Source organism: Bacteroidota bacterium (assembly GCA_040388375.1).
Taxonomy (GTDB): Bacteria; Bacteroidota; Bacteroidia; order UKL13-3; family UKL13-3; genus JAAFJM01.
Window position 1 is genome coordinate 38,452 of the sequence record JAZKBU010000019.1, and the last position, 20,967, is coordinate 59,418.

Annotated in this window: 23 protein-coding genes and 2 tRNA genes; 15 read left to right on the forward strand and 10 right to left on the reverse strand. The window is 36.4% G+C overall.

The features are described from left to right. The first annotated feature begins 129 nt into the window (after positions 1-129). The 8 genes from V4538_16855 to V4538_16890 all read left to right on the forward strand — a co-directional run bounded on the left by V4538_16855 (position 130) and on the right by V4538_16890 (position 4,236). Positions 130-348, forward strand: a complete 219-nt coding sequence (locus V4538_16855; GenBank protein MES2382721.1) for a DUF2798 domain-containing protein — start codon at positions 130-132, stop codon at positions 346-348. Position 349: 1 nt separating this feature from the next. Further along, positions 350-1,018 (forward strand): 3,4-dihydroxy-2-butanone-4-phosphate synthase, encoded by a 669-nt coding sequence (gene ribB, locus V4538_16860; protein MES2382722.1) that lies wholly within the window; start codon positions 350-352, stop codon positions 1,016-1,018. Positions 1,019-1,020: 2 nt separating this feature from the next. Beyond that, positions 1,021-1,590: a Crp/Fnr family transcriptional regulator gene (locus V4538_16865; GenBank protein MES2382723.1), complete on the forward strand. Its 570-nt coding sequence runs from the start codon at positions 1,021-1,023 to the stop codon at positions 1,588-1,590. 167 nt (positions 1,591-1,757) lie between these two features. Beyond that, positions 1,758-2,078, forward strand: coding sequence for a metalloregulator ArsR/SmtB family transcription factor (locus V4538_16870; GenBank protein MES2382724.1), 321 nt, complete (start codon positions 1,758-1,760; stop codon positions 2,076-2,078). Continuing rightward, positions 2,075-2,572: an SRPBCC domain-containing protein gene (locus V4538_16875; protein MES2382725.1), complete on the forward strand. Its 498-nt coding sequence runs from the start codon at positions 2,075-2,077 to the stop codon at positions 2,570-2,572. The genes V4538_16870 and V4538_16875 overlap by 4 nt, the downstream gene beginning before the upstream one ends. Before the next feature lie 6 nt (positions 2,573-2,578). Further along, on the forward strand, positions 2,579-3,067 hold the full coding sequence (locus tag V4538_16880) for an SRPBCC family protein (GenBank protein ID MES2382726.1): 489 nt from the start codon (positions 2,579-2,581) through the stop codon (positions 3,065-3,067). An 11-nt stretch (positions 3,068-3,078) separates the two neighbouring features. Then, the gene (locus tag V4538_16885) at positions 3,079-3,501 is read left to right on the forward strand and encodes a VOC family protein (protein MES2382727.1); all 423 of its coding nucleotides are present in this window, start codon (positions 3,079-3,081) and stop codon (positions 3,499-3,501) included. A gap of 24 nt (positions 3,502-3,525) precedes the next feature. Further along, positions 3,526-4,236, forward strand: a complete 711-nt coding sequence (locus V4538_16890; GenBank protein MES2382728.1) for a DNA alkylation repair protein — start codon at positions 3,526-3,528, stop codon at positions 4,234-4,236. Between the two features lie 15 nt (positions 4,237-4,251). On the opposite strand, the gene V4538_16895 is transcribed toward V4538_16890, so the two are convergent. The 9 genes from V4538_16895 to V4538_16935 all read right to left on the reverse strand — a co-directional run bounded on the left by V4538_16895 (position 4,252) and on the right by V4538_16935 (position 10,989). Then, the gene (locus tag V4538_16895) at positions 4,252-5,217 is read right to left on the reverse strand and encodes a DMT family transporter (protein ID MES2382729.1); all 966 of its coding nucleotides are present in this window, start codon (positions 5,215-5,217) and stop codon (positions 4,252-4,254) included. A 15-nt stretch (positions 5,218-5,232) separates the two neighbouring features. Beyond that, entirely contained in the window at positions 5,233-5,676 is a 444-nt protein-coding gene (locus V4538_16900; protein MES2382730.1) for a DUF1573 domain-containing protein, read from the reverse strand. 60 nt (positions 5,677-5,736) lie between these two features. After that, entirely contained in the window at positions 5,737-6,849 is a 1,113-nt protein-coding gene (locus V4538_16905; GenBank protein ID MES2382731.1) for a hypothetical protein, read from the reverse strand. A gap of 52 nt (positions 6,850-6,901) precedes the next feature. Further along, entirely contained in the window at positions 6,902-7,516 is a 615-nt protein-coding gene (locus V4538_16910; GenBank protein MES2382732.1) for a hypothetical protein, read from the reverse strand. Positions 7,517-7,528: 12 nt separating this feature from the next. After that, complete coding sequence (locus tag V4538_16915; GenBank protein MES2382733.1) at positions 7,529-8,146, reverse strand: trimeric intracellular cation channel family protein; 618 nt, start codon at positions 8,144-8,146, stop codon at positions 7,529-7,531. A gap of 8 nt (positions 8,147-8,154) precedes the next feature. Next, on the reverse strand, positions 8,155-8,598 hold the full coding sequence (locus V4538_16920) for a hotdog domain-containing protein (GenBank protein MES2382734.1): 444 nt from the start codon (positions 8,596-8,598) through the stop codon (positions 8,155-8,157). Positions 8,599-9,131: 533 nt separating this feature from the next. Further along, the gene (locus V4538_16925) at positions 9,132-10,574 is read right to left on the reverse strand and encodes a hypothetical protein (GenBank protein ID MES2382735.1); all 1,443 of its coding nucleotides are present in this window, start codon (positions 10,572-10,574) and stop codon (positions 9,132-9,134) included. Positions 10,575-10,757: 183 nt separating this feature from the next. Continuing rightward, positions 10,758-10,831 (reverse strand) — tRNA-Pro (locus V4538_16930). Between the two features lie 68 nt (positions 10,832-10,899). After that, a tRNA-Ser gene (locus V4538_16935) sits at positions 10,900-10,989 on the reverse strand. A 235-nt stretch (positions 10,990-11,224) separates the two neighbouring features. Between V4538_16935 and V4538_16940 the strand changes: the two genes are divergently transcribed. After that, entirely contained in the window at positions 11,225-13,828 is a 2,604-nt protein-coding gene (locus V4538_16940) for an AAA family ATPase (GenBank protein MES2382736.1), read from the forward strand. Positions 13,829-13,883: 55 nt separating this feature from the next. Here V4538_16940 and V4538_16945 read toward each other — a convergent pair whose 3' ends face one another. After that, positions 13,884-14,432 (reverse strand): DUF2911 domain-containing protein, encoded by a 549-nt coding sequence (locus V4538_16945; protein MES2382737.1) that lies wholly within the window; start codon positions 14,430-14,432, stop codon positions 13,884-13,886. A gap of 130 nt (positions 14,433-14,562) precedes the next feature. On the opposite strand from V4538_16945, the gene purD reads away from it, so the two are divergent. The 6 genes from purD (at position 14,563) to V4538_16975 (ending at position 20,950) form a co-directional block, all read left to right on the forward strand. Then, positions 14,563-15,840 (forward strand): phosphoribosylamine--glycine ligase, encoded by a 1,278-nt coding sequence (gene purD, locus V4538_16950; GenBank protein MES2382738.1) that lies wholly within the window; start codon positions 14,563-14,565, stop codon positions 15,838-15,840. A gap of 55 nt (positions 15,841-15,895) precedes the next feature. Further along, the gene (locus V4538_16955) at positions 15,896-16,978 is read left to right on the forward strand and encodes an Mrp/NBP35 family ATP-binding protein (GenBank protein ID MES2382739.1); all 1,083 of its coding nucleotides are present in this window, start codon (positions 15,896-15,898) and stop codon (positions 16,976-16,978) included. Between the two features lie 26 nt (positions 16,979-17,004). Continuing rightward, positions 17,005-17,241, forward strand: a complete 237-nt coding sequence (locus V4538_16960; protein ID MES2382740.1) for a NifU family protein — start codon at positions 17,005-17,007, stop codon at positions 17,239-17,241. 174 nt (positions 17,242-17,415) lie between these two features. After that, complete coding sequence (locus tag V4538_16965) at positions 17,416-18,420, forward strand: PorV/PorQ family protein (protein ID MES2382741.1); 1,005 nt, start codon at positions 17,416-17,418, stop codon at positions 18,418-18,420. 11 nt (positions 18,421-18,431) lie between these two features. Beyond that, complete coding sequence (locus tag V4538_16970) at positions 18,432-19,664, forward strand: hypothetical protein (GenBank protein MES2382742.1); 1,233 nt, start codon at positions 18,432-18,434, stop codon at positions 19,662-19,664. A 146-nt stretch (positions 19,665-19,810) separates the two neighbouring features. Further along, positions 19,811-20,950 (forward strand): acyl-CoA dehydrogenase family protein, encoded by a 1,140-nt coding sequence (locus tag V4538_16975; protein MES2382743.1) that lies wholly within the window; start codon positions 19,811-19,813, stop codon positions 20,948-20,950. The last annotated feature ends 17 nt before the right edge of the window (positions 20,951-20,967 follow it).

Genomic DNA, 20,967 nt, shown 5'->3' on the forward strand with positions numbered 1-20,967 from the left:
ATAACTACTAATCAGATAAAATAGTATATCAAAGCTAAATATTTTCATCTACTTACGTTTTTGATTTACATCAATGTTTCATTTTTTTTGTTCATACACATTTGCGTCACAAAAAAGATACATTACGGCATGGACAAAAAATATTTCAAGTACATCAATACCTTATTTGTAGTAACCCCTATGACCCTCATTATGGCCTTTGTGGGTTTAATGAGAAACTATGGTTTTGGGGAAGACTGGTTTTTAAAGTTTCTAAAAGCATGGAGCGTCATGCTTCCTGTAGCCTATGTTGCAGCTTTTGTTATTATTCCAAGAGCCAGGAAATTAGCTGAAAAATTAACCAATTGATATGACACAACAACAATTTGAAAACAGCAGTTTATCATTATTTGGCAGCACTGCACAGGAGCGCGTTAACAATGCCATTGCACATTTGCAAAACGGTAAAGGCATTTTATTGGTTGATGATGAAGACAGGGAAAATGAAGGTGATTTAATTTTTTCTGCTGCAAGTATGACAACTAATGATATGGCATTGATGATACGAGCATGCAGCGGTATAGTATGTTTATGTATAACACAAGCCAAAGCCAATAGTCTTCATTTACCGGCTATGGTAGCGGAAAATACCAGTAAATACCAAACACCTTTTACCGTTTCAATTGATGCAAAAGAAAGCATTACAACAGGTGTTTCTGCACAAGATAGAATAACAACCATACAAGCCCTTTGTAACGAAAAGGCTAAAGCAACAGACTTGGTAAAACCAGGGCATATGTTTCCTTTAATCGCACGCGAAAATGGCGTGTTGGAAAGAAACGGCCATACTGATGGAAGTGTTGATTTAATGCGCTTAGCCAAGCTTGCTCCTGAAGCTGTGTTATGCGAACTAATGAACGAAGATGGCACCATGGCCAGGTTACCCGAAGTAATATTATTTGCACAAAAACACGGTTTGGTAGTACTATCTATTGAAGATATTATTTATTACCGTAAATATGTAGTGGATTATCAATAACAATGAAAGAGCAACTGAGGCAGTACATACAAAAAACAGTAACTATTACAGAAGAAGAGCTAGCTGTTGTAATGTCTTATTTCCATGTTTTAAAAGTAGAAAAAAATGAATTGCTGGTTGTACAAGGACAGGTGAGTTACCGCATACATTTTGTTTGCAAAGGATGCCTGCGTTTTTTCTTTACCAACGAAGACGGACAAGAGGCAACACGCTACATCGCTTTTGAAAACCATTTTGCCACAGCCTTGTGCAGCTTTATTTCAGGTAGCCCTTCAGCCGAGTATTTACAGGCCTTAGAGCCTTCGGAAGTATTATACATCAATCAAAAAGATTTTAATTATTTATTGGGCATAATGCCTGTATGGGAAAAATTTTACAGGCATTATTTAGAAAAAGCCTATGTAAATAATACCAATAAGTTAATGACCCTGTTAACGCTCAATGCTACCGAACGCTATAAACAATTGTTGGTGCAAAATCCGTTTATAGTAAACAGATTACCCAACAAAGTGGTAGCATCTTATTTAAATATTTCGCAAGAAACTTTAAGCAGGTTAAAATCTAAGGTATAATATGATACCAACAACAAGATAATGTAGGGACGTTACATGCCAACGTCTTTATTATTTCATCAATATTTTAGTCATCCCAAAAAAAAATTTATGAAGAAAAATTTTGCGCAACCAAATAATTGCATATATATTTGCAACCGAACAGTAGCAAGTAATAAAATTCATAAATGAGAAGAGACGTATTTCAAGCCATTGCCGACCCGACAAGAAGAGCCATTTTAACCCTTATAGCTTTACAGGCTATGACACCCAATGCACTTGCCGAACATTTTGATACCAGCAGGCAGGCAGTTTCCAAACACATAAAAATATTGACCGAATGCCAATTGGTAAAACAAGAGCAATCGGGCAGGGAAATATATTACCATTTCAATCCTCAAAATATGAAAGAAGTAGCTGATTGGTTAGCCCCGTTCCAACAAATGTGGGAAGACCGCTTTGACAGGTTAGACATTGTATTAGATAATTTAAAAAACAAAAAGAAATGAACAGCAATTTAAAAACGAATTTTTCCGCAGATAAAGAAAACAAAAAGGTTCATGTAGAAAGAATATTTGATTCTTCTGTTAACAATGTATGGGCTGCATGGACAGAAAGTGCCCTGCTTGAACAATGGTGGGCTCCAAAACCTTGGAAAGCCGTTACTAAATCAATGGATTTTAGAGAAGGTGGCTTTTGGCTATATGCTATGCAGGGTCCGGATGGTACTAAAGTATGGGCAAGGTTTGATTATGGAACCATTGTTCCTTTAAAATATTTTACCTCAGAAGATACTTTTACCGATGAAAATGGTGTGCCTAACAGTGATATAGCAGGCTCAAACTGGAAAGCAACATTTACAGAAGCGGGTAACGTAACTACAGTAAATATTGAATTGGTATTTAAAACAGTTTCCGATTTAGAAAAGACTATGGAAATGGGTTTTGAAGAAGGATTTAAAATGGCACTTGATAATTTAGAAGAAGTACTTACCTCAAAATAAAACAACATGAAAACAAAAATAACAGTTGAACAAGGCAAGCAGGAGCTTTTCATAGAAAGAGAGTTTAACGCTCCGAGAGAATTGGTATACGAGGCTTTTAGCTCACCTGAATTACTTTTACAATGGGTAGGCCCGAGCAATTTATCCATGAAAATAGAAAAACTAGAAAACAAATCGCATGGCTCATGGCGCTTTACACATACTGATGAAGCAGGAAACGAATATGGCTTTAATGGAGTAATACATGAGGTAGAAGAACCAGCAAGAATTATACGCACATTTGAATTTGAAGGACTACCTGAAAAGGGACATGTTTCATTAGAATTTTTGACGCTTGAGGAATTACCAAACAACAGATGTAAATTACATATACAATCTATCTTTAAATCAGTAGCCGACCGTGATGGATTGGTGCAATCAGGTATGGAAGGTGGCATGAACGAAGGCTTTGATAAATTAGATAAAATCTTTGAACGTATTCAATCAAAAAATTAAAACAACACAATATGAAAAATCAAATTTACCCTTGCTTATGGTTTGATGGACAAGCCAAAGCAGCAGCAGATTATTACTGCTCTATTTTTAAAGATTCAAAAATTACAGCCGAAAACCCGATGGTAGTTAACTTTGAGTTGAATGGTAGTAAATTTATGGGCTTAAATGGTGGCCCGCAATACAAGTTTTCGCCTGCTACATCTTTTGTAATACCATGCGAAACACAAGAAGAAATAGATTACTACTGGGAAAAGTTAGGTGAAGGTGGCAGGTATGACAGGTGCGGTTGGTTAGATGATAAGTTTGGCGTATCGTGGCAAATTGTACCTAATATTTTAGGGGAATTAATGAGCAACCCTGAAAGAGCACCACGTGTAGTAGAAGCATTTATGCAAATGACAAAGTTTGACATTGAAACATTGAAAAAAGCATAGGCACAACCTAACTTGCTATTGTAAATGCAGAGTTTAACAGCTAAAATATTTATAGAACAATTGTCCCTTTTAAAATCGGAAACAGCACTTAAAAATGTGCAACGGTTTTTCAGGGAAGAAAATACCAACAACCAATTTTTGGGTATTCGTATGGCGAACATTTTTGAACAGGCAAAAGTGTTCGCTGCAATGCCCTTGCCCGAAATGGAGAAGTTATTGCAAAGCAAATACTACGAAGCAAGAATGGGTGCAGTAAGTATAATGGATTTTCAGGCACGCAATAAGAAAACTCCCGAAGCATACAAAAAAGAATTGTTTAACTTATACCTGAAGCACCATGATTGTATTAATAATTGGGATATGGTTGACCGCAGCGCTCCGTATGTAATAGGTGGTTATTTGTTTGATAAGCCACGCACTGTTTTATACCAGTTGGCACAATCAGAAAATGTGTGGGAACGAAGAACAGCTATAGTAAGCACTTACTTTTTTATTCGGCAAAATGATTTATCTGATACCTTTAAAATTGCATCCATATTGGTAAATGATGCACACGATTTAATACAAAAAGCAGTGGGTAGTTGGATGAGAGAAGCGGGTAAAAAAGATAAATTAGTGTTGATAGAATTTTTAGATACTTATGCTGCTACCATGCCAAGAACAATGCTCAGGTATGCTATAGAAAAGTTAGACAAAAATGAAAAAGACTACTACTTAAAACTGAATACTAAGTAGCTTTGCCCAATTGGTTTAAGCACCAAACCATTGCATAATCTCTACCCTCCACATTAATACAAACACACCGCCAATACTGAGTAAAGCCGCTAAGATAGAAGGTAGTTTAATTTTTTCTTTGCCCAATAAAAATGCAGTTACAATAACAGAAATAGGTAAGAAAGAAAATATAGTTTGTGCAATAGAAACATCCATTAACGAGGCTGCAAATAACGACATACTTACTCCCGTTACCGGGCCAAATATAGTACCAATAATAATAGGTTGAAAATACGCTTTATGTGTGCTTATGTCTTTAAACTCTTTCCATAAGTTTACTTTAAAAATACCCATGGTATAAATAAAAGCAGAAGCAATAAATAACCTTATCCAGGTGGCGTGTAATGGTGAAATAAATAAACCATGCTCATTGCTTAATACCAATCCTTTTTTTGCAAATACCAGCCCAACACCTTGGCCAACTGCTCCAAGTATAGCATATAGAATTCCCTTACTGATGTGTTTTTTATCAAGAATCTTATCATTGTTATGGGCATTGCTTTTTATAAACCAGGCAATACCGGCAAGGGAAATACCCATACCCAGTACCCCAATTATATTGATGTGTTCACCTAACATAAAAACACCACCAATAAGTGCCGCTCCCGGGGCAAATGAATTAAATAAACTGGTACGGCTACTGCCTAATATTTTAAAAGCACTAAAAGCAAAATGATCGCCTATGCTTAAACCAATAATGCCCGAAATGCCCAGCCATACCCAATGCATAGGCAACGGATTGGTAAATAATTGTGTAGGATTTATTTGTAGAAAAATACAGGTAACAAAGCTTAATAAAATACAGGCATATAATAAACGTACCCTGTTTACCGAAACAGGTGCGTAACGTTTAGAAGCAATAGTAAAGGAGAAAGTGCCAATGGTCCAACAGGCTAAGGTAATTAGTGCGGCTATAATGCCTGCGGTAGGGCTATTGTGCATGCAAATAATTCAGGACTAAAATCCCCCTTCGGCAGGTTGTGTTTTTACGGGTGATTGGGGTTCACGTGGCTTATCCTTTACATTGCCTTTTATAGTTAATACAAGGCTGCTATTGCTTGCATTACTTGTTACTGTTATGGTTTTGTTAAAAGTATTTCTGTACGAGCCTGCACTGTAGGTAACCACTATTTTACTTTTCTGACCCGGCATAATAGGTTCTTTTGGCCAATTAGGGGCGGTGCAACCACAGCTAGGTTGAACATTGCTTAATATTAATGGAGCCTTACCAGTATTGGTAAATTCAAAAGTATATTCTACAGGTAAACCATCCCAAACTATACCAAAGTCATGAACAGTTTTAGTAAAAGTAATTTCAGCCTGTGGTGCTTTGGTTTCCTGTGCAAATAAATTGGCAACACCTAAAGAAATGCTTAGTATCAATAAAAATATTTTTTTCATGCGATTGTGTTTGAATGATTAGCAAATATAAAACTACAGCTATAATTTATGAGTAAAAATTTATTTAAATATTTTTTCTAATTGATAACTCAGGTAAAAGGAGTATGAATAGTCAAAAAGATTGGTGTTTAAATCAATAACAGGTTCAAAGCGTGCACTCATTTGTAGTTCGTTAAAAAGAGCTTTGTTATAAATAAGCCGTGGCATAAATAACTCCCGTTTCGATTCAAAGCGAGTAGGTACATCAATACTCTGACTTTGGTATATAGCAGTGCCTCTTGGTGCCAGATAATTCATACCATAAAAATAACTAAGCACTACGTTAAAGCCTTGGTATTGGTAAGTAAGATTGGTATAAAAAGCATCGCCTTTTTCGAAAGGCCAAAGACCCGATGAACTCGTTTCGCTGTAAAAAAGTTTATAAAAATCAATACTGATGTTTTCGTTTTTTCTGAGGTGGTAACCCAACTTCGCACCAACGGCATAGTTCATCTGCATGGTGAAAGGGTTAATGGTATCCTTATCTATTTGTCCACCGGCATGGCTAATCATGCCCTGACCAATAAGCGTGCATTTAAATTTATTGAGCTGGGGAGTTACCAAACGCATGTAATTTAAACCGGCCGTAAATTTTTCTTTGTGTGGCGAATTACGTTCAATAAATTTTTCCCAGTTAATCCATGTATCAAAAAAAGTTTGGTTGCTTTTGTATTTTAGTTGAAATCCATTTTCAACCCTGTGTTCAATAACGCGTGCAATATCAAACATAGGCTCAATAATGCGATGCGATGCAGCACCTTCCAATGTGCCAAAAAGCATTTGGAAATTATGGTAATTAGTTTTTAACGTAAAGGTGGGTAGAAGCTGCGTGTAAACTTCATCCCCGCCAAAATCATTGCGCGCAAAAATGCCACCTTGTATTTTAAAATGTTTGTTAATCTGGTAGCTGACAGACGGATTAACCTGATAGCCAAATAAAGTTCTGCCTAATTCAATTCTGTTAAAATACTCCGTGTTACGCACATAGCTTAATACGTTTATATTAAAACCTGCCTTAGCACTGTCAGTATCATTTATATTGATGTTCTGGGTTAATAAACTATTGTCAATTTGAGCAAAAGCATATTGTTTACAACATACCAATACCAATAAGCTTATTAACCTGACTTTCATTTTATTCATTCTGTCGGTAAAACTAATAAAATAAATGAAAGCAGGCAAAGGCCTAATGGTTAAAAAATATAACCGATACTTTGTGTGCAACAAGCCACTCCTTGTAATGAACTAAGTCCGATAAACGGATATTTCCTTTAATAGCAATATCGTCTGCAAACAAGTAAATATCTTTTTCAGTTAAAAATGAAAAAGGCAGGTTGGTAGCTTGGTTAAACCGAATATACACAAAAACTATTTGAGCAGGATCGTACTTAATAAAACGCGAAGCTTTAACCTGTTTTGGTATGTGCGCATGTTGTATTTTGTTTAGTGCAGCCTGCTCATTGAAAGCATGATTTAACGTTAACTCTGTTTTTTGTGCAACAAGCTTTTCAATTGCCTTAACAAACTGAGGAGCCGCATAAGCAATTAACTTGCCTTGTATGTTAACCGAAGCATGCGCAACCGGTTGAATACTTAAGTTGTGTTGTTCAGCAAACGCCATATCATCAGTTGTAATAAAATGGTTGGCATAACAAAATAGTTCATTTGGTTTAACCATAACACCAAATGCATTTATATTTATAATTACCAGTTCAGTCAATGTATGTAAGTCAACATTGTCTAAAGCAATATCATTATCTTTTATAGGTATATTACCTTGGTTTAATTTTTTAGTTAGCATAATACTTAGTCGTTAGGTAGTGTCTCTTTTAAATTGAGGTAAGTATAAGTTATACTTAACAGCCAAAAAGCGTATAGTAAAAATGAGCGCAATAGAAATACTCGTATTAATATTGCTGTTAATATGAAAAGAAGCCAGTGTTAAGTAACAGGCAGCCCCCGCTAGGCAAGCCGAAGCATAAATGGTTCTTTGAAATAATATAGGAATTTCATTGGTTAGTACATCCCTTATAACACCACCCATTACTGCCGAAAACATACCCATAATTGCTGCTATTACGGGGTTTACATTAAACTGTAAAGCTTTTTCAACACCCAATATGGTAAACATGGCAATGCCTAAAGTGTCAAACAAAAAGAAAGTTCTTCGTAGTTTAATTAATACAGGGTAAGCTAGGCTGGTAAACACCACCCCCAAAATAATAGCATAAATATAGTTTACATCCCTAATCCACGATAGCGGAAATGACCCCAGCATCATATCGCGTAAGCTACCACCACCAATAGAAGTAACAAAACCAATAAAGCTTACACCGAGCCAGTCAGGCTTTGATTTTTCGTTGGCACTTAAAGCACCTGAAATAGCAAAAAAGGCAGTGCCGACCAGTTCTAAGATATAAATAAAATCCATAGTTTTAATTAGTTTAATTGATGCGTTTGACTAATGCCCAACATACAATAATGCGGGTGTGGTTTTCCGTTTTTAAGCGAAACAAAAACAAATGTAGCATTACATATAGTTTCTACTAATCCCTGTTGATTTTCCTTGCTTACATGTACGTAAATTTCAATGGAGCTTCTGCCTAATTTTTTTACGACCGCTTCCAGTTCTATAATATCGCCAAGCTGGGCTGCTTTTTTAAAATCAACCTTGTTTAAGCTGGCCGTAACTGCACCATCACAATCAGTTCCGTATAGTAACCTACGCGTAGCTTTTACAGCAGTTAAATCCATTTCGGCAAGTACCTTGCCTCCAAATAAGCTACCTGCATAGTTTAAGTCTTCAGGGAAAACAATAAAAGAGTGAGTGGTTCCAATTTCACTCACCACTTTTATGTTGGGTGTTTTTATTTCGTCTGTCATATGGTGTATTGGTTTTTAATGGTTGTTTGAATAATAATTCTGATAAAACAAAAAAGCCTTCTCGGGTTTACGAGAAGGCTTTTTTGTGTATTGTTACTTTTTAACTCATAACATTAACTCATATCTTCTCCCTGCAGTGAATGCGCACAACGACACATCACGGTATGATTTAAAGTTTGACGTTTATAGTTATTTAATTTCATTGGTTGTTCTGGTTACTATTTTGGTTTAAACATAAAAAAGCCTCCTAGGTTTTCTAAGAGGCTTTGCATTTATATCATGTTATTTAAAACTATAGCATAAAAGCAACAAGCCTCTCATTTGAGTGCTTTCTACGCATTTTACATACAGTTTTATTAAAATTCATTTTGTTGTTTTTTCTTGCTGCAATGATAATTTTTTTTAAATCATAAATGCAAATTTATTTTTTAGTGGAGTATAGTAAAAAATAGATAACCCAATTTTTTTCATTACAGTAAGACAGAAAAACAGGCTTTGTTATGTCGTCTGTCCCCCCCCTTAATACTTAACTGCTACGGCAGTTTTACGTAAGCTATTTGGTATTTCTTTGACGAGAAATACACTAACAGCAAAAATGTTTTATCGTTTATCTGGCTGGTGAACATTGATGCGAACCTTGCTTTCTCAGGTAGGGTAACATATCCTTTAGGGGTGAAATTACCCGATGCCGCATCTATAATGTAAATGCCGGCCGCATTTCCGCTGGCTCCTTCCTTATGTACTTTCATAAATTCATTGCGAATTACAAGAGTTTGATTATCCGAAACAGTTAAATAAGGACTGATGTCATAGGGATAAGTACTCATTTCAAGATAATCGTTTTTGGAGTGCATCAACAGTTCTCCCGCTGCTGAAATCTTTATGTATACAGTAGGGCCGAAAGAACCTATCGTTGTCCCCTCTGACGATCTAACATAACACGAGTTATCACGCCCATAGTGAATGCCGAATGAGCCATCATTATTTGCAGTCATGTGAAAGACGCGAGCCTCCGAAGCTAGCTTTTTATAAGGTTCGAGTGCTTCTTTTGTAAGTTGTATAGTAACATTGGTTTTTAATTCTCCTGTGAGCGAATATGTACGAAATAAAAGCCGGTCGGGGTCCATAAATTTTTTACCACCTATAATAGCAACAGCCACCGTTTTCTTATCTGCACTTAATGTGGCTCGGGACGATACGACTTGAAATCCTTTCGGAAGATCATATGGGAAAGCTGTAAATACTCCATTTGTCTTAATACCACCTGGTCCATATGCAATAAATGAACCATCTTCTTCATACGAATATTCGTTTAATGATAATGATTCCTCCAGTGTGTTATCTACCCGTTTAATCACTTTAAAATTTTCGTCCAGAATTACGTGCATGCAGAGATTACGGCCTTGATATGTTCTGGTTTTTTTATCGTAACGGAAAATTACTCTGGCCACCGCCATCAGATTCCATTCTTTAATTGATACATTGTGTTTATCCAATAAATCATTCAGTTCAACATTGCCTTTATTATCCTGATGTGGGGTAAAACATTCCGTAGGGCGGCTAGGGATGCCTAAGATTGGTATTGTTTCCAATAATTCAAGGTTATGGTTATAGCGATTAACCACGTAACTTACTGCTTTATAGTTGTCTCCTTCATACCGTACTTCAATCACATCAACAGTTTTTGCATTTACGAAAGCGGAAACTCCTGCGGGGCATTTAATCTCTATAACAGGCTTTAAGGTTTCTTTATCCAGCTTTTGTAATACAGGCAATCCTTTTTTAAGATCTTTGTAGGATATTATAAAAATATTGTTTTCGTTTTCTCCTATGCAATTGACGGGGTTACCATGGTACATGCCGGTGACGTTTTCGAGTGTATGAATTTCACTCCATTGTGCGGGAATATTTTGGCTAAATGCCTGTTGTGAAAAAAAAGCCAGCAAGGTGGCTACTAATGCAGATTTGATAATCATGGTTACATTTTAATGAAGGGTATTTCTCAAAAATAGATACATTTTCACCAAAAGCAAGTCTGTATTCTTCAGATAAAAATATACGGTTGGTTGTAACCTTTTTGTTTGTAAAAAATTGGAAGAATAAAAAAAACCTTTGAATCGTATGATTCAAAGGTTTTTGCAGAATTTTAATTCTTTTTGTCGGGGTGGCAGGATTCGAACCTACGACCTCCACATCCCAAATGTGGCGCGATACCAGGCTACGCTACACCCCGTACAATTTTTTCAAAAGTGCTAAATTTTTGAACTAAGTAATTGTGTTACTCGCCCTTTAAAAACTATGCGGTGAGAGAGGGATTCGAACCCTCGATACACCTTAACAGCGTATGTCGGTTTAGCAAACCGGTGGTTTCAGCCTCTCACCCATCTCACCGTTGCAATTTTTTAAAGGGAGTGCAAATGTAGCATTACCATTGAAAACTCAAAACTTTTGTGCAATTTTTTATAAATTATTTTTAAAAGCTGCGTTTGCACCTTTTGGTGTGCATATAAAAACACTTTGAATATTAGCGCGTTAAAGTAAGCAGTTTGTAAAATTAAATTTTATACAATAGGTGTTATCGTATGCAGTAAAAATGTTCGTTAATTAGCAAAAAATATTTTTAGCCATGGCAAAGGAAAAACCAGTGCATTATAAGTTTCGCGATTTGAAAATTTTTGGTAGTACCGAATGGTTAGCCAATAACGAAAAAAAATACCGTCAGGTTTACGATGTTTCCGAGTGCACCTTCATTTATTGCGAGCTTTCTTTTTTTAATAAATTATTTGATGAACACGATTGGGATGTAAAAGTAAGTTTGAAATGTGTAAATCAGGACGATGGTTCTGAAGTTTGCACCCTATCTGCCGAAAGACAAATAAAGAAAGATGAGAATATAGTATTTGTAAGAGAAGGTTGGGGCGTAAAAACACCGGGCACTTATTGGAAAAAAGGTAATTACCGTTGGGAAGCGTGGATAGATGGCATGTTTATAGGCGAAAGAATGTTTTACATTGTGGATGTAGGAATAGTAAGCGAAGTAGTAAACCCTTATTTTACCATAAAAACCAATAGACTTTACGAAGCCAGCGATGCCAATATAGCACGCAGCGAAAGAAAATACTTAAGTGCTTTTGATACCAAAGAAACACGCTATGTTTGGCTGGAGATAGTTGCCGATAACCTTGTGGTAAGTGAGCAGCCTTGGCCATGCGAAATGAAGTTTAATTTTAAAACACATTCTGGCCAGCTGAAAGGGAGTATTGAAAAATTGTTTTTTATTAGTGGCAGCGATTCAGAATTTGAATGCAGTATTGGTTGGGGAAGCGAGCTAAAAGGCACTTGGGGTTTTGATAATTATAGCATTGAAATTATTTTCATGGATCAGTTAATTGCCACCATTCAATTTGATGTAGGCAATGAATTTGTTATTGAACAAAAACCCAAAGAAGTAAAAGCAAAAAGCAAAAGCGTTGAAAAAGCAAAACCGGTAGAACCTAGTAATGAAAACATAGAAAATATAATGGTAGAGCTCGATAATTTGATTGGGCTTGATTCGATAAAACGTAAGGTTAAAGAATACACTACGTATTTAAATTTTTTAAAAATAAGAAAAGAAAAAGGGTTTGAAGATTCAGAGAGAATAAATCTACATGCCGTATTTACCGGTAACCCCGGAACAGGTAAAACTACTGTAGCCAAAATGCTGGGTAAAATTTATAACCAGTTAGGCTTACTAAGCAAAGGCCACGTAGTAGAAGCAGACAGGAGCGATTTAGTAGCAGAATATATTGGGCAAACAGCGCCCAAAACCAAAGAAATAATTAAGAAAGCCAAAGGAGGCATTTTATTTATTGACGAGGCTTATGCTTTAGCACGTAAAAATGACGATAGCAAAGACTTTGGTAAAGAAGCCATTGAAATTTTACTGAAAGAAATGAGTGATGGTGATGGCGATATTTCGATTATTGCTGCCGGGTATCCTGAAGAAATGAATAATTTTTTAGAGAGCAATCCTGGTATGCGCAGTCGTTTTCAAATGTTTTACGACTTTCCTGATTATGCACCAAAAGAATTGTTAAGTATTGCAGAATATTCATCGCAAAAAAGAGGTATTAGGTTTAATGAAGCATCAAGAGAATTAATATATAAAAAGTTAGTGGATGCATACCGCGATAGAGATAGAATGTTTGGCAATGCCCGTTACGTAAATAGCCTGATTGACGAATCTAAAATGAATATGGGATTGCGCTTGATGCAATTACCCAATCCGCAGGATTTAAGCAATGAAGTATTAAGTACCATTGAAACCGTTGATATAGATAAAGTATTTGGCATACAACAAAAACTATTGACCGATATTCCGGTAGACGAAGAATTGCTGGTTAGTTCACTCGGTGCATTGCACAGTTTAATTGGATTAGAATCTGTAAAAAATGAGATAGATGAATTAGTGAAATTGGTGCGTTTTTACCGCGAAATAGGAAAAGATGTGCGCCAGTCATTTTCATTGCATACCGTTTTTACTGGTAATCCAGGAACAGGTAAAACAACAGTAGCCCGTATTTTAGCCCAAATTTATAAAGCTTTAGGTATACTGGAAAGAGGTAATCTGGTAGAGTGCGATAGACAGGATTTGGTAGGAGGATTTGTGGGGCAAACAGCTATTAAAACCAACGATGTTTTAACCAGAGCCAAAGGAGGTGTTTTGTTTATTGACGAAGCCTATGCCTTGAGCGAAGGAGGAGAAAATGATTTTGGTAAAGAAGCCGTTGAAACCATACTAAAACGCATGGAAGATAACCGTGGTGATTTTATAGTAATAGTGGCTGGTTATACTGATAATATGAAACACTTTTTAGAAAGTAATCCGGGTTTAAGCAGTCGTTTTGATAGAGAAATGCAGTTTGAAGATTATGATGCTTCACAACTACACGATATAGCCTTGAAAATGTTGGCCAATAATGGTATTAAACCAGATGAGAAAGCATCCTTACATATTAAAGCCTATGCTGAGTTTTTATATAAAACACGCAATAAGTTTTTTGGCAATGCCCGTAGTATGCGAAAAGTGGTAGAAGAAGCCATTAAAAACCAACATTTGCGTTTAGCAAAAATTGAAATGAGTGCGCGTACCAAAGAAATGATTTACGAATTGGTTTTTGAAGACGTTGAAGAATTTGTGATTGATGTAAATGCCGTAGCTAATAAACGGACAATTGGATTTAAATAAATATTGAATTAAAAAAGAAAGGCCATTACAATTGTAATGGCCTTTCTTTTTGTTGCTATTTAAAAGGGACCTTAACCAAGGTTTTATCCCAATGAATAACTAAGTTGGCATTGCCCGTGCTGTCCGCATTTTCAAAGGTTAATTTTAACTGTTCTTCAAACGAAGCATCATTATTAGCAGGAACTTCTGTTTGTAGCACATCCGTTTTATGGTCAGCTTCCGTAGCACCCCATCTATCCCAGTCCGTATTGAAATAAATTTTCCAAACATCTTTTCCGGGTACAGCATAAATTTGGTATTTACCGGCTTTTAGTTCCTGGTTATTTACCATAATGTTTTTGTTTACATCAAATATAGTAGCTTCATTAGCACCTAAACGCCAGTAACTACCGTAAGGTTGAAGTACTTTTTCAGCAGGTTCGCTAAAAATAACCCTGCCTTTTTTGTAAGGTTGGCAGTAAGTAATTTCTATTTTTAAATCGCCTTGAGCAAAAGAAGCTTTTGCCTCAGGACTATGTGATTTGGTGTTATTCTTTAAAATAACAAACAAAGCTATTACTACAACAATGAGTATAACAGCAATTAATAATACTTTATTTTTCATAAGCAACTATACAAATAAATCCTTAAATTTTTTATACAAGCTATCCCTTAACTTTCAGATAATAAAGAAATAGAATATGTTTTTTATTACCCATGCCAGTTATTTGCTAAGGCAATAATATATTTGCCAAATGAATATTTTATTGATTGGTTCAGGTGGTCGTGAGCATGCATTTGCTTATAAACTAAAGCAAAGTAAAGAGTGTAAACAACTGTATATTATGCCGGGAAATGCAGGAACTACAGCCTTTGGCCAAAATGTAAAAATTAATCCTAACGATTTTCCTGCCGTGCTTGATTTTAGTTTACAAAACCAAATTGATATGGTAGTAGTAGGCCCGGAAGAGCCATTGGTATTAGGGTTGCGTGATTATTTTGAAGCCAACGAACAAGCAAAAAATATACTATTTGTGGGCCCCGATAAAATGGGTGCCACTATGGAAGGAAGTAAAGACTGGAGCAAAGCCTTTATGTATAAAAATAATATTCCTACAGCAGCTTATCAAACATTTACCAGTCAGAATTTAAACGAAGGTATAGCGTATTTAAAAACGCAAAAAATGCCAATAGTATTAAAAGCCGATGGTTTAGCAGCCGGAAAAGGCGTATTGATTTGTGAAACACTGGAAGAAGCCATCCATGAATTGCAACAAATGATAAGCGATGAAAAGTTTGGGGCAGCCAGTAGTAAAGTAGTTATTGAAGAGTTTCTGAGCGGCATTGAACTATCAGTATTTGTATTAAGTGATGGAAACACTTATAAAATATTGCCAACAGCCAAAGATTATAAGCGCATTGGCGAAGGCGATACCGGTTTAAATACAGGAGGAATGGGTGCTATTTCACCAGTTCCCTTCGCTGATGATGTGTTCATGCAGAAAGTAATTGACAGGATTATTGAACCTACCGTAAAAGGACTTAAAGCCGAAAACATAAAGTATATTGGTTTTATTTTTATTGGATTAATAAAAGTAGGAGAAGAGCCTTTTGTAATAGAATACAATTGCAGAATGGGCGACCCGGAAACAGAAACCGTTTTACCACTTATTGAATCAGATTTTACAGCGCTAATGGTAGCTACTGCAAAAGGCGACTTACATAATATAGATATGAAAATTAGTAGCAAACATGCTGCAACTGTTATGATGGTTTCCAAAGGTTATCCAAACGAATACGAAAAAGGAAAAGTAATGAGCGGTTTTAATCAAGCAGCAGACTCTATGTTATTTCATGCAGGAACAGCACTTAATAATGAAGAAGAGGTTGTAACAAACGGAGGGCGTGTATTAGCCATTACGTCATTTGGTAATTCTTTAAGCGAAGCAGTTCAACAGTCGTTAACCAATGCAGAGAAAATTCAGTACGAAGGAAAGTACTTTAGGAAAGACATTGGCTATGAGTTTAAATAAGTTAAGTCAACTTATTATTAGCAAACAATAACATTAATTTGTAGTACAAAATACAATGACAAAAGAAGATATTATAAAAGCATTATCAACCGTTCAGGAGCCTGATTTGCGTAAGGATTTGGTAAGCTTAAATATGATTAAAGACGTAGTGGTTGATGGTTTAAAAGTAAATTTTACCATTGTATTAACGACTCCCGCTTGCCCTTTAAAAGAAAAGATAGAATCAGATTGTAAAGAGGCTATACACAAGTTAGTGAACGATAAAGCTGAAATTACCATACGCATGACAGCCAATGTAAGCACCAACCGTGCTGATAAATTAACCTTACCCGGAGTAAAAAATATTATTGCGGTAGCAAGTGGTAAAGGAGGAGTTGGTAAAAGTACGGTATCAAGTAATTTAGCCATAGCTTTAGCAGCAAGCGGAGCCAAAGTAGGTTTGTTAGATGCTGATATATATGGGCCTAGTGTACCGATGATGTTTGGCGAAATGGATAGCCAGCCCGAAATGCGCGATATAAATGGTAAGCAGTTTATGATTCCAATTGAAAAGTATGGAATAAAACTATTATCGATTGGTTTTTTAATTAAACCAGAACAGGCCGTAGTTTGGCGAGGGCCAATGGTTTCGTCCGCATTACGCCAGTTTATAAACGATTGTGATTGGGGCGAATTAGATTATTTAATTATAGATTTACCTCCCGGCACAGGCGATATACATTTAACCATGCTGCAGGTAGTACCATTAACAGGTATAGTAATGGTAACAACACCACAAGCCATAGCTTTGGCAGATGCTTATAAAGCAGCTACCATGTTTAGTATGACGCCTGTTAAGGTGCCTATTTTAGGCATAGTAGAAAACATGGCCTATTTTACTCCCGAAGAATTGCCCGACAATAAATATTATATTTTTGGTAAAGACGGAGGTTCCAATATGGCACATGAATTAAACGTAAGCCTCTTAGGACAGATTCCGATATATATGAGCTTACGCGAAGGTGGCGATAGCGGAAAACCTGCTTCGTTAGATAAAACTACCCCAGTATTTAAAGCGTTTGAAAAAGTGGCCCAAAATGTAGCCCAGTTGGTTTCCATTATTAATTCGGCCGAAAATAAAACAGTTAGTGCCGAATAGTTGTTGAATAAATTATATTTGAAAAGATGAACGAATTGATGCGAGATAAAATTGAAATTGCTTTAAATAGCATGCGACCATTTTTACAAGCCGATGGTGGCGATGTAGAGTTGGTTGATATAACAGAAAACATGGAAGTACATTTACGCTTAAAAGGCAATTGCAGTAGTTGCGATATCAGTCATATTACCATGAAAGCGGGTATAGAAAACGGAATCAGAAACGCTTTACCCGAAGTAACCAAGGTAATAGCCGTAAATTAGTAGTTAATGGTCGATGGACAAAGGACGATAGTTTTATAGAAAAAGGTTGGCGAATGCCAGCCTTTTTTGTTTTCCAGATTCCTCTATTGTCTATCAACTATCGTCTAAAATACTTCACAAACAATTAACTTACTTAATATAAAATATTGTTTTATTTTGCACGGCTTTTAATCAATGAAAAATAGAGTAGTATTAACCATAGCTATAGTTTTTTGTATAAGTGCTGTAAAAGCCCAAATACTGCCAACGTTTGGAAATAGCCGGACGGGAGGCAGTGGTATGCAGTTCTTAAAAATTACCCCTGATGCACGTTCAGCAGCCATGGGTGGTGCCGTAGTGGGTTTAACCAACGATGCTTCCGCTATGTATTGGAATCCAGCAGGCATTACAGCTATTGACACCGGTAAGTTTACAGCCCAGTTAGGCCATACCATTTATATTGCTTCAAGTAGGGTAAATTATGGTGCGGTGGTAATGAAAGTAGGTAAGCTTAGTTTTGTAGGTATCAATGTAATCAGTCTTGATTATGGCAATAACAAAGAAACAACCGTATTACAACCTACCGGAACAGGCAGAAATGTAATTTTAGGCAGTACATCCATAGGCGTAAGTTTTGCCAAAATATTAACTAATAATTTTAGTTTTGGCTTGCAGGCAAAATTTGCTCAGGAGCTAATAGCCAATGTAGCTGTTAATAATGTTTTATTCGATTTAGGATTAACCTACAATATAGGTATTAAAAATGCCCGCTTTGGTGTGTCGTTTTCAAATTTTGGTGTAAACGTAGCACCCACAGGCAGTGTAACCATTTTAAAATTAGATGGCGAAACGCAAAAGAATGATTTTGCCGATGTATCAGCACCCGCTATTTTTCGTTTAGGTTTTGCCATTGACCCAATTAAACAAGGCCCTCATTTATTAACAGCAGCCATGCAGTTAAACCACCCAACAGATAACAATGAAACATTGGCTCTTGGCGCAGAGTATTCTTGGAAAAAAGTATTGGTAGGACGTAGCGGCTGGGAGTTTGGTTTAGACGAAAGCAATAATTTCCCGTCACTGGGTTTTGGCATTCGTTTACCACGCAGCTTTGGTAGTTTTGGAATTGATTATGGTTTGGTAAGCAAATCACGCAGTGGCAATATCCATCGTTTAGGTTTATTGTTTACCATTAAATAGTAGTTAAGCAAATGAGTTCAATTAGAAATATATTTATTTTATTTATCCTGCTGGCATTTGTTGCTTCGTGTTCAATTTTTGGCGACAAGCAGAACGATACCGTTGACGATGTTTTAAAGCAAGGACAAATAGATCCTAATTTAGTGCCCAAAGCAGTAAGTTATGTACCCATATTTCCATTCTTTAAAGGTTTTCAGCATCCGGTTGATATTTATGTAGGTTACGATGAAATGATTTATGTAATAGATGATAAAGGCTTAAACATATTAGATCAAAAAGGAACCTTAGCACAAATTATTGCTATTCCGGGAGCTACAGAAGTAACTCAGGACAGACGTTTACATACTTACGTAATAGGAAAAGTTTTTGACAGTGGAGTAAATGCAACCGTTACTTGTGTGTACCATTTAAAAGGAACAGGGCAGGGAAATTACGAATTTGTTGATACACTGATTCATCCATTTTGTGATGCTTCGCGCCAAAGTACCCAATACCGTGGTGCTGACGATGAAGCTGTTGAGTTTACAGGCATAGCTTGTTTGTTTGACAATACCTTATACGTTGGCCGTAAAGGACCAAGAAACGAAACAGGAACCTTTATTCGCCCGGATAATGCCATATTGGTTTTTAGCCAGGATGGAGAAAATATTGGCTACGCAGCTGGTTTAAATCCCAATGAATCAAGCTTAAAAACAGCGGTTGGCATTTCAGGGTTAGCTACCTACGCAGCACCACCACAACGTTTACAAGGTATCAGTACCTCAAAAAATATATTCTTAACTTCCAATAACCAAACAGCTAATCTGGAGTATAAAGCACTTTCTATCAATGTAATTGATGACCCAGATTTAGGAACACAATACACGGAGAATGCCAGCTTTTTAAATTTTGATATAAGCAAAGCAAGCACTTTTTTATATGAACCATTCCGCTTTAAAAAACCGGAAGACTGCTTTATAGCACCAGACGCAACCAATTATATTTTTGTAGTTGATAGCGAAACAGATTCAGTTTACGTGTTTACCAACCAGGGTTTTGAAGGTGTAAATCCTCCGGCTAACTCAGGTATAAAAAAGCAGGTAAATGTTTCGTTTGGTGGCAGGGCTGCCGATGGTCAGCCAACAGATGGTCCGTTTAACTTTAACAACCCGATGGGTATTTGTTATAACAGGCGCATGATTTACGTAGCCGATAAAGACAATAACCGTATTTGCCGCTATAAGTTAAATACCGACTTAGAATAACCGCTTTATAAAGCTCAAAAACAGCCTTTTCTTATTCTTTGATACTGCCCGTTTTTGCATTTTTAAAAATTGTAAAACGTGTTTTGTGCAATCGTTGTTATACTAATCCAATAAAAATATATATTCGCCCAAAACTAAAATATACTATGAATTTTCAATTTACCGAAGAACATTTAAACGTACAGCAAGCTGCCCGCGATTTTGCGCAAACCGAATTATTACCAGGCGTAATTGAACGCGATGAACACCAAAAATTCCCTATGGAACAAGTTAAAAAACTAGGCGAACTTGGTTTTTTAGGTATGATGGTAGATCCAAAATACGGTGGAAGTGGTATGGATACGGTAAGTTATGTATTAGCTATGGAAGAGTTCTCAAAAGTTGATGCATCAGCTTCAGTTGTTGTTTCAGTAAATAACTCATTGGTATGCTGGGGACTTGAAAATTTTGCAAACGAAGAACAAAAACAAAAGTACTTAGTGCCAATGGCAAGTGGTAAATGCTGGGGTGCTTTTTTGCTTTCAGAGCCTGAAGCAGGTAGCGATGCTACCAGCCAGCAAACAACTGCCGAAGATAAAGGAGACTATTACTTATTAAACGGTACCAAAAACTGGATTACCAATGGTAATACAGCCGAATATTACTTGGTAATAGCACAAACCGATGTAGAGAAAAAACACAAAGGTATTAATGCGTTTATAGTTGAAAAAAACTGGCCGGGCGTTACAGTTGGTAAAAAAGAAGACAAATTAGGTATCAGAGGTAGCGATACCCATTCTATTATGTTTAGCGATGTAAAGGTGCCAAAAGAAAACCGCATAGGTGAAGATGGCTTCGGGTTTAAATTTGCCATGAAAACCTTAGCAGGTGGCCGTATAGGTATTGCTTCGCAAGCATTGGGAATAGCAAGCGGTGCTTACGAGTTAGCTTTGGCTTATTCAAAACAACGCAAAGCATTTGGTACTGAAATTATGAACCACCAAGCCATCCAGTTTAAGTTAGCTGATATGGCAACCAATATAGAAGCAGCACGTTTGCTTTGTTTAAAAGCAGCTTATTTAAAAGATACCCATGGCGATTATGCTTTGGCCAGTTCAATGGCTAAATTGTTCTCTTCACAAGTAGCTATGGATACTACCATTGAAGCCGTTCAAATACATGGTGGTTACGGTTTTGTAAAAGAATACCACGTTGAACGTTTAATGCGCGATGCTAAAATTACCCAAATTTATGAGGGTACCAGCGAAGTACAAAAAATTGTTATCTCAAGAGAAATCTTAAAATAGTATTTATAAATGGTTGC